Source organism: Bradyrhizobium sp. GW821-FHT13H05 (assembly GCF_058804065.1).
In genome coordinates, this window is the sequence record NZ_JBXAPO010000001.1 from 369,955 (window position 1) to 384,018 (window position 14,064).

Annotated in this window: 13 protein-coding genes; 8 read left to right on the forward strand and 5 right to left on the reverse strand. The window is 65.3% G+C overall.

What is annotated here, in order from left to right; translation table 11 throughout:
- Positions 1-40: 40 nt before the first annotated feature.
- On the forward strand, positions 41-1,663 hold the full coding sequence (gene mdlC, locus AC1RR3_RS01760) for a benzoylformate decarboxylase (protein ID WP_492818725.1): 1,623 nt from the start codon (positions 41-43) through the stop codon (positions 1,661-1,663).
- A 96-nt stretch (positions 1,664-1,759) separates the two neighbouring features.
- Here mdlC and AC1RR3_RS01765 read toward each other — a convergent pair whose 3' ends face one another.
- Positions 1,760-2,536, reverse strand: coding sequence for an SDR family NAD(P)-dependent oxidoreductase (locus tag AC1RR3_RS01765; protein WP_492818727.1), 777 nt, complete (start codon positions 2,534-2,536; stop codon positions 1,760-1,762).
- Between the two features lie 75 nt (positions 2,537-2,611).
- On the opposite strand from AC1RR3_RS01765, the gene AC1RR3_RS01770 reads away from it, so the two are divergent.
- A complete protein-coding gene (locus AC1RR3_RS01770) occupies positions 2,612-3,073 on the forward strand; it encodes a MarR family winged helix-turn-helix transcriptional regulator (RefSeq protein ID WP_492818729.1) in 462 nt (153 codons plus the stop codon).
- Between the two features lie 197 nt (positions 3,074-3,270).
- Here AC1RR3_RS01770 and AC1RR3_RS01775 read toward each other — a convergent pair whose 3' ends face one another.
- Together AC1RR3_RS01775 and trhA are read right to left on the reverse strand one after the other, a co-directional pair.
- Entirely contained in the window at positions 3,271-4,065 is a 795-nt protein-coding gene (locus tag AC1RR3_RS01775; RefSeq protein ID WP_492818731.1) for an SDR family oxidoreductase, read from the reverse strand.
- Positions 4,066-4,121: 56 nt separating this feature from the next.
- A complete protein-coding gene (trhA, locus tag AC1RR3_RS01780; protein ID WP_492818733.1) occupies positions 4,122-4,817 on the reverse strand; it encodes a PAQR family membrane homeostasis protein TrhA in 696 nt (231 codons plus the stop codon).
- A gap of 184 nt (positions 4,818-5,001) precedes the next feature.
- Here trhA and AC1RR3_RS01785 point away from each other — a divergent pair, with 184 nt between their 5' ends.
- A complete protein-coding gene (locus AC1RR3_RS01785; RefSeq protein WP_492818735.1) occupies positions 5,002-6,471 on the forward strand; it encodes a YcjX family GTP-binding protein in 1,470 nt (489 codons plus the stop codon).
- Entirely contained in the window at positions 6,468-7,496 is a 1,029-nt protein-coding gene (locus AC1RR3_RS01790) for a YcjF family protein (RefSeq protein WP_492818737.1), read from the forward strand. The genes AC1RR3_RS01785 and AC1RR3_RS01790 overlap by 4 nt, the downstream gene beginning before the upstream one ends.
- 183 nt (positions 7,497-7,679) lie before the next feature.
- On the opposite strand, the gene AC1RR3_RS01795 is transcribed toward AC1RR3_RS01790, so the two are convergent.
- Positions 7,680-9,209, reverse strand: a complete 1,530-nt coding sequence (locus AC1RR3_RS01795) for a glycosyltransferase family 39 protein (protein WP_492819772.1) — start codon at positions 9,207-9,209, stop codon at positions 7,680-7,682.
- 241 nt (positions 9,210-9,450) lie between these two features.
- Between AC1RR3_RS01795 and AC1RR3_RS01800 the strand changes: the two genes are divergently transcribed.
- The 4 genes from AC1RR3_RS01800 to AC1RR3_RS01815 all read left to right on the forward strand — a co-directional run bounded on the left by AC1RR3_RS01800 (position 9,451) and on the right by AC1RR3_RS01815 (position 13,421).
- On the forward strand, positions 9,451-11,181 hold the full coding sequence (locus AC1RR3_RS01800; RefSeq protein WP_492818739.1) for an adenylate/guanylate cyclase domain-containing protein: 1,731 nt from the start codon (positions 9,451-9,453) through the stop codon (positions 11,179-11,181).
- 321 nt (positions 11,182-11,502) lie between these two features.
- Positions 11,503-12,702 carry a SorA family sulfite dehydrogenase catalytic subunit gene (gene sorA, locus AC1RR3_RS01805; RefSeq protein ID WP_492818741.1) on the forward strand — a complete coding sequence of 400 codons (1,200 nt, stop codon included), beginning with the start codon at positions 11,503-11,505 and terminating at the stop codon, positions 12,700-12,702.
- Between the two features lie 12 nt (positions 12,703-12,714).
- On the forward strand, positions 12,715-13,023 hold the full coding sequence (sorB, locus tag AC1RR3_RS01810) for a SorB family sulfite dehydrogenase c-type cytochrome subunit (protein WP_492818743.1): 309 nt from the start codon (positions 12,715-12,717) through the stop codon (positions 13,021-13,023).
- 197 nt (positions 13,024-13,220) lie between these two features.
- Entirely contained in the window at positions 13,221-13,421 is a 201-nt protein-coding gene (locus AC1RR3_RS01815) for a cold-shock protein (RefSeq protein ID WP_008563500.1), read from the forward strand.
- Between the two features lie 172 nt (positions 13,422-13,593).
- On the opposite strand, the gene AC1RR3_RS01820 is transcribed toward AC1RR3_RS01815, so the two are convergent.
- Entirely contained in the window at positions 13,594-14,055 is a 462-nt protein-coding gene (locus AC1RR3_RS01820; protein WP_122401136.1) for an Lrp/AsnC ligand binding domain-containing protein, read from the reverse strand.
- Positions 14,056-14,064: the final 9 nt, after the last annotated feature.

A 14,064-nucleotide genomic window follows, 5' to 3' on the forward strand; every position in this document is an offset into this window, starting at 1 on the left:
GGGGTTGGCGGCGCCGACAAACAACAGGGGACGGAAACCAATGTCCAAAAACGGCAAGACCGGCAGCAAGTCCGTCACCGTCAAGCAGGCGACCCTCGACCTGCTGCGCTCCTTCGGCATCAAGAAGGTCTTCGGCAATCCCGGCTCGACCGAGCTGCCGTTCCTGAGCGACTGGCCCGACGACATCGACTACGTGCTGGCGCTGCAGGAAGCGAGCGCGGTCGGCATGGCCGACGGCTACGCACAGGCGACGCGCAATGCCGGTTTCGTCAATCTGCATTCAGCGGCCGGCGTCGGCAATGCGCTCGGCAACATCTACACCGCGCACCGCAACCAGACCCCACTCGTCATCACCGCAGGACAGCAGGCCCGTTCGATCCTGCCGCTGCAGGCCTTCCTCTATGCCGAGCGCGCCTCGGAATTTCCGCGGCCCTACGTCAAGTACAGCGTCGAGCCGGCGCGGCCCGAGGACGTCCCGGCCGCGATCGCGCGGGCCTATTACACCGCGATGCAGCCGCCATGCGGGCCGACCTTCGTGTCGATCCCGATCGACGACTGGGCGCATGCGACCGCGCCGATCGAGGCACGGATCGTCAGCCGCGAGATCGGGCCTGAGCCGGAAGCGATGAAGGCACTGGTCGCGGCGCTCGGCTCCGCCAAGCACCCTGCCCTCATCGTCGGCCCCGGCGTCGATCGTGCCGGCGCGGTGGACCTGATGGTGCGCGTCGCCGAGAAAGCCAAGGCGAGCGTCTGGGTCAGTCCGTTCTCGGCGCGCTGCTCGTTCCCGGAACGTCATCCGCAATTCGCGGGCTTTTTGCACGCGTCGCCCGCGCAGCTGTCCGACGCGCTGCGCGAGCACGATGTCGTCGTCGTCATCGGCGCGCCGGTATTTACCTTCCATGTCGAAGGCCATGCCGCAATCTTCGATGGCGGCGCGACGATTTTCCAGATCACCGATGATCCCGATGCGGCCGCGGTGACACCCGTGGGCACCAGCATCATCGCGACGATGAAGCCCGCACTGAGCACGCTGCTCGACATGTTGCCCGAGAGCAAGCGCGCTACGCCGAAGGGCCGCACGCTGCCGCCGGCACCGCAGGCCTCCGATCCGCTCCCGGTCGAATTCCTGCTGCATTCGCTGTCGCAGGCCATGCCGGATGGCGCCTCGCTGGTCGAGGAAGTGCCGTCGCACCGGCCGGCGATGCAAAAATTCCTGCCGATGCGCGGCCAGGACAGTTTTTACACGATGTCGAGCGGCGGCCTCGGCTATAGCCTGCCCGCGGCCGTCGGCATGGCGCTCGGCAAGCCGAAGCAGCGCACCGTGTGCCTGATCGGCGACGGCTCGGCGATGTATTCGATCCAGGCGCTATGGACCGCCGCGCAACGAAAACTACCGCTCACCATCGTCGTCATCAACAATTCAGGCTACGGCGCGATGCGCTCGTTCAGCCAGGTGATGCAAGTGCGCAACGTGCCGGGACTGGAGCTGCCGGGGATCGATTTCGTCCGGCTGGCCGAAGGCATGGGCTGCCACGCGGTGCGGGTGAGCAAGACCGCGGAGCTAGGCGAAGCGCTGAAGCGCGGGCTGGCGTTTGAGGGCACCAGCCTCGTCGAGGTGGTCGTGGATTCGGCCGTGCCGGTGTTGTACGGGCAGAAGCATTGACGGTGCCGTAGCCCGGATGGAGCGAAGCGCAATCCGGGGCGGTCTTTCCGCAAGCGCGATTCCCGGATTACGCTGCGCTCCATCCGGGCTACGACATCACGACGCCAGAAATCCCCCATCCGCCGCGAGCACGTGCCCGACCACATAGGATGACGCATCCGACGACAGCCACACCACCGCCTCGGCGACTTCCTCCGGGCTCCCCATCCGCCGCAGCGGCAGGCCTGCACTCACTGTCGCGATATCTCCAACACCGGCGCGCAGCATCATGTCGGTGACGACGCGGCCCGGTGCGATCGCGTTGATGCGGATGCCGCGCGGTGCGTTTTCCATCGCCGCCGAGCGCGTCAACGAAATCGCGGCTGCCTTGGAGGCCGAATAAAGAGAAAACCCCGGATTGGGATTGCGCACGCCGCTGACGGAGGTGTTGACGACGATGCTGCCGCGCCCCTGCGCCAGCATCGCCGGCAGCTGGTGGCGCAGGCACAGGAACAGCGCCCGGACATTGGTGTCGAACACGCTGTCGTAGATGTCAGTGCCCTGCTCCTCCAGCGGCGCGCGACGCTCCTGGAAACCGGCATTGTTGAAGGCAACATCGAGCCGGCCGCAACGTTCGATCGCGGTGCGGACGAGGCGCGCGACGTCGTCTTCGCGTGTGATGTCGGTCTTGATCGCGATCGCGTCCGCGCCAAGCTCGCGGCACGCAGCAGCGGCGGCCTCGATCTCGGCCTCGCGCCGGCCCGCGACGACGATCGCTTCCGCGCCTTCGGACGCCATCCGCACCGCCGTGGCGCGGCCGATGCCGCTGCCGCCGCCGGTGACGAGGCAGACCTTGCCTCTCATCCGCTCGCCCGTTGGCAAAGTTCCGTTCATGGGCCACTCCAAAACGCTTGCGTGCGTCGTCGCACGCATATAGTTGTATGGTACAACTATATGCAGGGAGTCAAGATGGCCGAGCTAGCGTTGATCGACGACATCCGCGCCGCCTCGCGGCTGATGGTGCGGGAACTCGGCTTCATGGACGCGACGGTGGCCGCATCCGACTATCCGCCCTCGGCCGTGCACACGATCCTGGAGATCGGCATCCGCGGCCCGCTGACCTCAGGCGAGCTCGGTGATTTCCTGCGGCTGGAGAAATCCAGCGTCAGCCGCATGGTGCGCAAGCTGATCGATTGCGGCGAGCTCAGGGAGACGCCTGACGAGCTAGATGCACGCAGCAAGCTGCTGTCGCTGACGGCAAAGGGCCGGCGCACGCTGGAGGCGCTGCACGCGTTCGGGCGGCAGCAGGTGAGCGGCGCGCTGGCGGCGTTGAGCGAGGCGGAGCAACGCACGGTGCGCGAGGGGATGATGCTCTATGCGCGGGCGCTCAGGCAGAGCCGGGTGGAGGACGAGGCGGAAGCGGCGGCGTAGCTGCACTCTCGGTGTCATCGCCCGGCTTGACCGGGCGATCCAGTACGCCGAGAGGGCAGTGGTTCAATCGAGAAGCCGCGGCGTACTGGATTCCCCGCTTGCCGCCTGCGCTAAAGCTTCGGCGCGCCTAAGACCGAAACCTCGGCGAAGCCTTGGCGTAGCCGGGTCGCGGGGAATGACGGCGGTGGGTGTGGCGACTACTTCCCGAACTCGTCCCGCATCTTCGCCTGGATCTTGGCCATGCCGCCGATCCAGCGATCGTAATTCTCGGTCTTCTTGCGCATATAGCCGAGCACCTGGGGGTGCGGCAGGATCAAAAACGTTTCCTGCTCGAGGCCGGCAAGCACGTCCTTCGCCACCTGCTCCGGCGTGAGATCGCCGTCGCCGGATTGCGGACCCTTCGGGATCGAGCGCAGCATGTTGGTGTCGACGCCCTGCGGGCAGAGGATCGAGACCTTGATGTTGTCAGCCTTGTGCGAGATCGCGAGATTCTCGGCAAAGCCGACCGCGGCGTGCTTCGTCGTCGAATAGGCCGGGCTGCCGACTTGCGACAACAGGCCCGCGGCCGAAATCGTGTTGAGGAAATAGCCGCCGCCGCGTGTCTTCATGCGGGGGATGAGATGGCGCGCCGCATAGACATGGGCCATCACGTGGATCGCCCAGCTGCGCTGCCACGGCTCGTCGGAGGCGCCGCCGGCATTGGCCGACATCGGATCGAAGCCGCCGCCGATGCCGGCATTAGAGCAGAACAGCGCGATGGGGCCGAACTGCTTCTCGGTCTCCTCGATGACGTGGGCGATCTCCTTTTCCTGCGCGACATCGCATCTGAAGGCCGCACCATCGACGGTGGCTGCGACCGCCCTCGCATTGGCAGCATCCATGTCGGCGACGACGACCTTGGCCGCACCTGCCTTGTGAAACGCCTCGCACAGCGCCTTGCCGATGCCGTTTGCGCCGCCCGTGACGACCACGACCTTGCCGGTCACCTGCATGCGACGTCTCCTCTTGTTCTTGTGCCGCGCCGCTTATTTCGCGCCGCGGTTCCTGCTCAGCTCAACACGAGGTCGAGCACCGCGGTATAATGGCATGCCGCGCCGGCCAAGACAAAGCCGTGCCAGATCGCATTCTGGAAGCGCAGCCGCCGCCAGGCATGGAAGATCACGCCGAAGCTGTAGAGCAGGCCGCCGGCCAGGATGAAGCCCAGCACCAGCGCGGGCAGCGCCTTGACCACGGAATCGTAGAGCATCGCGCCGCTCCAGCCCATGGCGAGATAGATGCCGACCGCCACGCGGTCGAACCGGCCGGGATAGCGCAGCTTCAGCACGATACCAACGATCGCGACGCACCAGACGCAGATGAGCAGCACCAGCGCGAACACGCTGTCTTTCACTTCCAGGATGAACGGCGTGTAAGTCGCCGCGATCAACAGATAGATCGCGGAATGGTCGAAGCGGCGCAGCAGCCATTTGACCGGCGACACCGGCCAGAGATTATAGGTCGCCGACAGCACCAGCATCGACAGCAGGCCGGCGACGTAGATGGAGACGCCGACGATATCGGTGGCATCGGCGTAGAGCACCGCGAGCACCACCAGAACGGTCGCGGCGATGGTCCCGGAAAACACGCCGATCGCATGGATGACACCGTCGGCGATCAGCTCGGCGCGGTCGTAGTGCCAGCCGACCGCGTCGGCCGCGGCATGGACGGAGGAGGATGCAAGCTGTTTCAGTTGGAAGACGGTCATGGCAATCCGCAAAGGCTTGAGACAATGCCCTTTCCTATGGGTCTTTCGGGACCGGCGCGTCGTTCAATCGGCTGATTTACCGACAAAGGCGGTGGAAGTATGAAGCTTGATTTTCCTCAGGCAATTGCCACTTTTGTGATTAGTCCTTTTTGCGTATGCGCCCCCGCCCGAGATCCCCGTTCATATGGCATTCAGTTTCCAGGATATGGTCGAAGAGGCGCGCCTGTCGGCCCGGGCGCTGCTCGACTATGGCGAGCACTTTTTCAACCCGACGTTGCGGCTCGGCGTCACCGGCCTGTCGCGGGCCGGCAAGACCGTGTTCATCACCGCGCTGATCCATGGCCTCACCCGCGGCGGCCGGTTTCCGGTGTTCGAGGCCTATGCCTCGGGCCGGATCGCCCGGGCAAATCTGGCGCCGCAGCCCGACGATGCCGTGCCGCGCTTTGCCTATGAGAGCCATCTGCGCGCGCTGATCGAGGAACGGCTTTGGCCGAAATCGACGGTCGACATCAGCGAGCTGCGCCTCGTCATCGACTACCAGCGCCAGAGCGGCGCGGACCGCACGCTGACGCTCGACATCGTCGACTATCCCGGCGAATGGCTGCTCGACCTGCCGCTGCTTCAGAAGAGCTATGAGCAATGGTCGGCCGAAAGCCTGGCGCTCTCGCGCGAGGCGCCGCGTGCGCATGTTGCCGCCGAATGGCACGCGCATCTTGCGACGCTCAAGCCCGAAGCGCGCGAGGACGAGCAGGCCACGCTGACCGCCGCAAAGCTGTTCACCGATTACTTGCGCGCCTGCCGCGACGAACGTTTCGCGATGAGCCTGTTGCCGCCCGGCCGCTTCCTGATGCCCGGCAATCTCGCAGGCTCGCCGGCACTGACCTTTGCGCCGCTCGACGTGCCCACTGGCGGCCAGGCGCCTGAGGGATCGCTGTGGGCGATGATGGTGCGACGCTACGAGGCCTACAAGGACGTGGTGGTGCGGCCGTTCTTCCGCGACCATTTCGCAAGGCTCGATCGCCAGATCGTGCTGGCCGATGCGCTCGCCGCATTCAACTCCGGGCCTGAGGCGCTGCACGATCTCGAAGCCGCGCTTGCCGGCATTCTCGATTGCTTCAACATCGGCCGCAGCACGATTCTCTCCAGCCTGTTCCGCCCTCGCATCGACCGCATCCTGTTCGCGGCGACCAAGGCGGACCATCTGCATCATTCCAGCCATGACCGGCTCGAGGCCGTACTGCGCCGCGCGGTGACGCGTGCCGTCGCGCGCGCGGAAACGACCGGCGCGGAGATCGACGTCGTGGCGCTCGCCGCTGTCCGGGCCACGCGCGAGGCGCAGGTCGCGCATGGCCGCGACAAATTGCCGTCGATCCTGGGAACGCCCGCTGCGGGCGAAAGCACCGGCGGCGAGTTTTTTGACGGCAACACGGAAGTGGCGACCTTTCCGGGCGATTTGCCTTTGGATCCCGAACCGCTGTTCAACGGCACCGATGCGTTCCGCGGGCTGTCGACGCAAGCCGCCGAGAAGAGCGACTTCCGTTTCCTGCGCTTCCGCCCGCCCAAGCTCGATCGCGAAGGAACGAACGAGCCGGCCCTGCCACACATCCGCCTCGACCGTGCCTTGCAGTTCCTGATCGGAGACAAGCTGTCATGAACGACCGATCCCAGCCGCGGCGGCCGGCGACGTTCCGGCTTGACGATCCCGGCGTCGTCGTCACCGAATCCGACGACACCAGCCGGCTTGGCCGCGCCACGATCCAGATCACGCCGGAGCCCGATCCATCGACGCTGCCGGTGCCGGTTCAAACCGCGCTTGCGGCGCGGCGCGGTTTTCCCTGGGGCACATTGTTCTGGTCCGGTCTCGCCGGGCTGACGCTGCTCGGCGTCGGGCTCGGCGTGGTCCATCTGATCGAAGATCTGTTTGCGCGCAGCGAGAGCCTCGGCTTCGTCGGCCTCGCCTTTGCTTTCGTCACCGCGCTCGCGCTCACGGTGGTGATCGGGCGCGAGGCGTATGGGCTGGCACGCCTGGCAACGATCGAGAAGCTGCATCAGCGCGCCGCCGAGGTCCTTGCCAGCGATGATCGCAAGGAAAGCCGCGTCATCGTTCAGGACCTGCTCAAGATCGCGCATCAGAACCCGCAGCTGGCGCGCGCCCGCGCCACGCTGGAGAGCCATACCGGCGAGATCATCGACGGCGCCGACATGATCCGGCTTGCCGAGCGCGAATTGATGTCGCCGCTGGATGCGGAGGCGAAGCGGCTGGTGTCGTCAGCCGCGCAAAAAGTCTCGATCGTCACAGCGGTGAGCCCACGCGCCGCGATCGACGTGATGTTCGTGTTCGTGGCCTCGCTACGTTTGATCCGCCAGCTCGCTTTTCTCTATGGCGGCCGGCCCGGCGCGCTCGGCATGATCCGCCTGCTCCGCCACGTCATCGCCCACCTCGCCATCACCGGCGGCATGGCCGCGAGCGACAGCCTGGTGCAGCAGATGCTCGGCCACGGGATCGCGGCAAAACTGTCGCAGCGGCTCGGTGAGGGAATCCTCAACGGGCTGTTGACCGCGCGGCTGGGACTTGCCGCCATCGACGTCACAAGGCCACTACCGTTCGCGGCGCTGCCACCGCCGAAGCTGTCGGACCTCGCGACGGATCTGTTGCGGAAGAAGGATGACGAGGAGTAGCAGCGCCGCTGCCCCTCTCCCCTTGTGGGAGAGGGTGGCTCGCCGCAAAGCGGCGAGACGGGTGAGGGGTATTTCTCCGCGATTCCAACTCTCACTTGAATTTGCGGAGAGATACCCCTCATCCGGCGCTTCGCGCCACCTTCTCCCACAAGGGGAGAAGGGAAGAGGTCGGAGCTTGCCGCGCTAGGCGAGCACACGCTTCTCGAAGTCCCCCGCCAGCACCTTCCACTGGAACAGCGGCGAGTCCTTCGGTGGTGACAGCTGCGGGGTCCAGCCGGTGAGCTTTTCAATCACATAGATGTCCGTCAGCACACCGCGCCAGCGGCGTTCGACCTGGCCGAGCTGCTCGCGCCTGGCGGGGATCGAATCCCACACCGGTGCACGATCGTCCGGCTCACGCCCGACATAGATGCCGGCGTGGCCCTTGATCCGGTCGATGCCGGGATCGCCGAAATCCTGGAAACGGCCGCGCTCGTTGAGCTCGATCACGGGCACGCGGCCTCGGAACAGCCAGCGCATCATGGCAAAGGTGCGGTAGTCCGTGGTCGCGATCCACGTCGCGCCGGTCTCGTCGAGCGCAGCCTGCGCGCGCGCCGCGACCTGCTCGTAGCCCGCTTCGGCACCAATCGGATCGATCTTGCCGAGCAGATTCCAGGGCGCGGCGACATAATAGAGGAACACGATGACGACGAAGGCGATGCCCGAGACGACCGCAGTTCTGACCCAGAACAGGCTCGACCGGATCAGCCACGCCGACCAGTTTTCGCGCGACAGCATGACGAGGTTCACCGCTGCAGCGGCAAAGCCGACTGGCCACATGAACATCGGCCAGGTGTCGCCGACCCTGAGCGTCAGCGACTTGAAGAGGAAATAGGCAAACGGCACCAGCACCGCGGTCGACAGCAAAATCGCGACCGGCTCACGCGCGCGATAACCGCGCCATGCCGTCATCACAAGGCCCCACAGCACCACCGGCAGCATCACGAAGCCGACGAGACCGAACTGCAGGCCGATATAGTCGCCGACGGTGCGCCATGAGATGCCGTAATTGGCGGTGGCGCGCACGCCCTGGAAACGGAACGAGGCCCAGTCGTGCTGCGCGTTCCAGATCAGCACCGGCGAGAACATGGCGATCGCGACCAGCACCGCGAGGTAAGGATACGGACTGCGCAACCAGCGCCCGCGCCAATCCGGCACCAGCAGAAATGCGGCCACCGCTGGCACGAACATGATCGCGGTGAATTTCGACAGCATCGCCAACCCCGCGAACAGTCCCGCCGCGAGCCACCAGCGGCCGTCGCCGCTCTGCGCAAGCCGCACCAGCGACCACACCATCGCCACCGCAAACGGGATCATGGCGACATCGGGCGCGACCTTGGCCATCAGCAGGCCGTAATAGAGCGCGGCCTCCGGCATCAGCACCGCGAACATCACCGCGCGAGCGTCATGGGTGAGGCGGCGGACGATGTCGGCGAGCAGCAGTTGCGTCACCAGCATTGCGACGATGCCGCCGAAGCGCACGCCGAGCGGGGTGTCGCCGAAGATCGCGGTACCGAAGCGGATCAGCCAGGCGATCATGGGGGGATGATCGAGGAAGCTCAGCGCCGCTTCCTTGGACCACGTCCAGTAATAGGCCTCGTCGGTGCGCAGCTCGATCGTGGAGGCGTAGACGATGCGCAACAGCGTCATCGCGGCAATGACGAGCGCGGCCATGACGAGAAGGCGGCGCGCGGCGCTGCCGGGGGGCGTGGTGATATCGGGAGCTGTCGTCACGGCGGCGCTTTTCGCCAACCTGGGAGGGGGAGTCAATGCGGGGCCGTCATCCCTTGGGGGGCCGCAGATGCCCACCCTACGGTTTTGTAACCTTGTCGGGCATGTGATCGCCGAACCTGTCCACCCCTGGAATTAAACGCTAGGCTGGCTGTTCTCCTTGATGAACTGATACAACCGAATCATGGCCACCGCTCCCCTCCACATGCCCGAACTCGTCCGCGCTGCCAGCGTGCGGCAGGTGCGGCTGGTCTGCGGAATCATCCTGTTCGCTTACGTGGTCAGCCATTTCCTCAACCACGCGCTCGGCAACATCTCGGTCGATGCCATGGAGATCGGGGTCTATTATCATACGACGTTCTGGCGGTTCCTCCCCGTCGCAATCGTGTTCTACACCGCCGCGCTCACGCACATGGGGCTCGGTGTCTACGCGCTGTATCAGCGCCGGCAGTTCCGCTGGCGGACCATCGAGCCGCTCCAGCTCGTGCTGGGATTGAGCATCCCAGCGCTCGTCATGGCGCATGTGATCGGCGTGCGGCTCGGCCAGACACTGTACGGTCATCAGAAGCTCTATCCGCAGGAACTCTATCTGTTCTTCGTCGCGTCGAACCGCATCTGGCCGATGACGATCCTGCTGATCGTCGCCTGGGTCCATGGCTGCATCGGCATCTATTTCTGGCTTCGCCTCAAACCGTTCTTCGCGCGCGCGGCGCCTTATCTGCTCGCAGCCGCCGTGCTGATCCCGACCCTGGCGCTGCTCGGCGTCTACCAGGGCGGCCGCAGCGTCGAAATCGAGGCCGACGACGGGGAATGGCGCACGCACAACCTCACCCGCCGCCAGCTCGGCACCACCGCGGAAGCCGCGACGCTCGACCGCATCACCGGTGGCCTCACCGCTGGCTATCTCGGACTGCTGGGGCTGGCGCTGGCAGCGCGCGGCGTGCGCGCCTGGCGCGAACGGCGCGGCGGCATGATCGCGCTGTCCTACGGCAACGGCAAGACGGTGCGCGTGCCCAAAGGCCTCTCCGTGCTGGAAGCGAGCCTGCGTCACAATTTGCCGCATGCCAGCGTCTGCGGCGGCCGCGCCCGCTGCTCGACCTGCCGCATCCGCATCATCGGCGATCATGGCGCCCTGCCCGAGCCGTCGCAGCGCGAGGCCTTCGTGCTCGCCCGCGTCGGCACCGCCGATCCTTCGATCCGGCTTGCGTGCCAGCTGCGGCCGGACTCCGACCTATCCTTCTTCCAGCTCTTCACGCCCCACACGCATGCGGCGGACGGGCAGGCCTCGACATCCACCAGAATCGGCCAGGAGCGCTACCTTGTCAGCCTGTTCGTGGACATGCGCGGCTCGACGCAGCTCGCCGAGAAGCGGCTGCCGTTCGACACCGTCTTCATCGTCAACCGCTTCCTCGGCGCGGTCTCGCAGGCCGTGATCGAAAATGGCGGCCAGCCGAACCAGTTCGTCGGCGACGGCATGCTGGCGCTGTTCGGCCTGTCGGCCGATCCGCAGGAAGCCTGCCGGCAGGCGCTGAAGGCGGCCAGCAGCATCGGTACGCATATCGACGAGCTCAACGAGCTCCTGAGCCATGATCTGCGCCAGCCGATCCGCTTCGGCATCGGCATCCACGGCGGCGAGGTCATCATCGGCGACATTGGCTATCGCGATCACATCGTCTTCACGGCGCTCGGCGATGCCGTCAACGTCGCCGCCCGCCTGCAGGACATGACCAAGACGCTGGCTTGCGAAGCCGTCGTCTCGGAGGAAGTGCGCCGCACCGCCGGCCTTGCCGACGACGTGCTGCCGCAGCAGGAGGTCGCAATCCGCGGCCGCGACGAGCCGATGGCGGTGCGCGTGGTTGCGGATACGAGAAAGCTGTCGGGACTGGTCGATCGCGGGGCACGCGTCGCGGCGTAAGCCGGGCGAGAGGTGCGCCCCCTCTCCCGCCTGCGGGAGAGGGTTGGGGAGAGGGTGTCTCCGCGAAGGGACAATCCCCAAGAGGAGAAAGCCCTCACCCGGCGCTACGCGCCGACCTCTCCCGCATGCGGGAGAGGTGCACCGAGGCCGCGGCGACGGCTCGGCTCAATCTCGTTACAAACGTAACACCGGCTTGTTGCAACGCAGCGGCATGGGCTTGCTGCGAAAGCACGAATTGACTTCATCCAAATGGTTGAGACACATGGACGGAGGATCGCGGTGATGACCGCGGTCCAACGAAAAGCTCCGGGAGGAGACCACATGTTCGATCGACGCGACCTGCTCAAAGGAGCGGGCGTTGCCGCGCTTGCGGCCACACTGAATTCGACCAAGGCACTGGCACTCGACACCGTCACGCTTCCCTTCGCCAATGGCGAACGGCCGCTGGTGAAATATCCGCAGAAGCGGCCGATGATCGGGCTCACCAGCCGGCCGCCACAGCTCGAGACGCCGTTTGCGATCTTCAACGACGGCCCGCTCACGCCGAACAACGCGTTCTTCGTGCGCTACCACCTCTCCGACCTGCCCTACAATCTCGACCCCGACACGTTCACGCTGGAGGTCAAGGGCAAGGTCGACAAGCCGCTCAAACTATCGCTGAAGGACATCAGGAAGATGAAGGCGACGGAGATCGTCGCCGTCAACCAGTGCTCGGGCAACAGCCGCGGCCTCGTCGAACCGCGCGTTGCCGGCGGCCAGCTTGCCAACGGCGCGATGGGCTGCGCACGCTGGCGCGGCGTGCCGCTGAAGACCGTGCTGGAGATGGCAGGCGTGCAGGCCGGTGCGAAGCAGGTGACGTTCGGCGGCATGGACGGCCCGGTGAGCGACAAGACGCCCGACTTCGTCAAGGCGCTCGATCTCGATCACGCCACCGACGGCGAGGTGATGCTGGCCTATGGCATGAACGGCGAGGATTTGCCGTTCCTCAACGGCTTTCCGCTGCGCCTGGTCGTGCCAGGCTATTACGGCACCTACTGGCTCAAGCACCTCAACGAGATCACCGTCATCGACAGCGTCTATGACGGCTTCTGGATGAAGTCGGCCTATCGCATCCCCGATACGCCCAACAACACGGTCGAGCCGGGCACCGCGCCGAAGGCGACGATCCCGATCAACCGCTTCACCATCCGCTCCTTCATCACCAGCGTGCCCGACGGCGCCAAGCTGAAAGCGGGACGCACGACATTGCGCGGCATCGCTTTCGACGGCGGCAAGGGCATCAAGGACGTCCAGGTCTCCACCGATGGCGGCAAGACCTGGACCAGCGCCAATCTCGGCAAGGATCTCGGCAAATACGCGTTCCGCGAATGGAAGCTGCCGCTGAAGCTCGCGGCCGGCTCCTACGAGCTGAAGGTGCGCGCCACCGGCAATGGCGGCGAGACGCAGCCGGATACGCCACGCTGGAACCCGGCGGGTTATCTGCGCAACGTCGTCGAAACCGTCCGCGTCAGCGTGGCCTGAGGGAGAATGATCATGCAGCGCACCGTTCTCCTCGCCGTCTCACTCGCCTTCGCCACCGTCGTGGGTTCAGCCCTTGCAGCGCCGGTCAATTACAAGACGCCCGATGAGGTCGCCGCGTTCAAGCCCGGGCCCAATCTCGAGGTGGTGCAGGGCAATTGCAGCGCCTGCCACTCGGCCGACTACATCAACACGCAGCCGCCGATGAAGGACAAGAAGGGCTTCTGGCAGGCCGAGGTGACCAAGATGATCAAGGTCTACGGCGCGCCGATCGACGATGCCGATGTCGGCAAGATCGTCGATTATCTGGCCACGACGTATTGACGACGTGCGGGCCAATTGACCGCGAAACGGGCAAAACCGGTAAAAACGCCGCGAAGTTGAGCGGAATTCGGCGAAAGGCTGATGTGGTTTGAGCTACCAAGCCTGCCACAATCCGCGTATCCTGTTAGGACCGAACCGGCCGGTTGGCGGGGACTGGCGGTTCGAGATCTTGGAGGAAGACCCGCGGAGAAGTCGTGATGGCTAAAGGTACGGTCAAGTGGTTCAACCCGACGAAGGGTTATGGATTTATCCAGCCTGCGTCGGGGGGCAAGGATGTGTTCGTGCATATCTCGGCAGTGCAGAAGGCCGGTCTGTCCACCCTCAACGAGGGACAGACGGTTGAATACGAAGAGATCGCAAACCGGGGCAAGACTTCCGCAGAAAACCTCAAAGTATAAGCCCGCCAGCGTTTCGCTGCCTCCCGGATCATCTCCGGGAGCGAGGCCAAGAAAATTTAGAAGACGGCCAGTGCATTCGACGACAGGCGTTGCGACTGCACACGGATAGCTATTTTTCCCGCGAAGACCGCTCGTTCAACGCCACAGCAATGACAATCGCGACGGCACTTCCCTAGCCCACCGGCAACGGTGCGTCGCGCTTGATCTCCTCCATCACCGCATAGGTCCGCGTCTCGCGCACGCCCGGCATCGACAGCAGGGTCTCGCCGAGGAAGCGCCGATACGCCGTCATGTCGGCAAGCCGCGCCTTCACAAGATAGTCGAAGCCGCCGGCAACCATGTGACACTCCAGCACTTCAGGCGCGAGTTTCACCGCGCGCGCGAAGCGCTCGAAATTGTCGGGCGTGGTCTTGTCGAGCAGCACCTCGACAAACACCAGAAGACCGAGGCCAAGCCGGTGCGGATTGAGCCGCGCGCCGTAGCCTTCGACGAAGCCCTCGCGCTGCAACCGCTTCAGCCGCTCGCCGATCGACGTCGGCGACAGACCGATGCGTTCGGCGAGTTCGACATTGGCGATTCGCCCATCCTCCTGCAAAATCGAGAGGATTCTCCGGTCGATCCGATCGAGTTCCATATTTTACTT

Bases quoted from the DNA above. Each gene is read 5' to 3' on its own strand.
- mdlC (WP_492818725.1), top strand. From the start codon at position 41: ATGTCCAAAAACGGCAAGACCGGCAGCAAGTCCGTCACCGTCAAGCAG.
- AC1RR3_RS01765 (WP_492818727.1), bottom strand. From the start codon at position 2,536: ATGAACGGAACTTTGCCAACGGGCGAGCGGATGAGAGGCAAGGTCTGC.
- AC1RR3_RS01770 (WP_492818729.1), top strand. From the start codon at position 2,612: ATGGCCGAGCTAGCGTTGATCGACGACATCCGCGCCGCCTCGCGGCTG.
- AC1RR3_RS01775 (WP_492818731.1), bottom strand. From the start codon at position 4,065: ATGCAGGTGACCGGCAAGGTCGTGGTCGTCACGGGCGGCGCAAACGGC.
- trhA (WP_492818733.1), bottom strand. From the start codon at position 4,817: ATGACCGTCTTCCAACTGAAACAGCTTGCATCCTCCTCCGTCCATGCC.
- AC1RR3_RS01785 (WP_492818735.1), top strand. From the start codon at position 5,002: ATGGCATTCAGTTTCCAGGATATGGTCGAAGAGGCGCGCCTGTCGGCC.
- AC1RR3_RS01790 (WP_492818737.1), top strand. From the start codon at position 6,468: ATGAACGACCGATCCCAGCCGCGGCGGCCGGCGACGTTCCGGCTTGAC.
- AC1RR3_RS01795 (WP_492819772.1), bottom strand. From the start codon at position 9,209: ATGGCCGCGCTCGTCATTGCCGCGATGACGCTGTTGCGCATCGTCTAC.
- AC1RR3_RS01800 (WP_492818739.1), top strand. From the start codon at position 9,451: ATGGCCACCGCTCCCCTCCACATGCCCGAACTCGTCCGCGCTGCCAGC.
- sorA (WP_492818741.1), top strand. From the start codon at position 11,503: ATGTTCGATCGACGCGACCTGCTCAAAGGAGCGGGCGTTGCCGCGCTT.
- sorB (WP_492818743.1), top strand. From the start codon at position 12,715: ATGCAGCGCACCGTTCTCCTCGCCGTCTCACTCGCCTTCGCCACCGTC.
- AC1RR3_RS01815 (WP_008563500.1), top strand. From the start codon at position 13,221: ATGGCTAAAGGTACGGTCAAGTGGTTCAACCCGACGAAGGGTTATGGA.
- AC1RR3_RS01820 (WP_122401136.1), bottom strand. From the start codon at position 14,055: ATGGAACTCGATCGGATCGACCGGAGAATCCTCTCGATTTTGCAGGAG.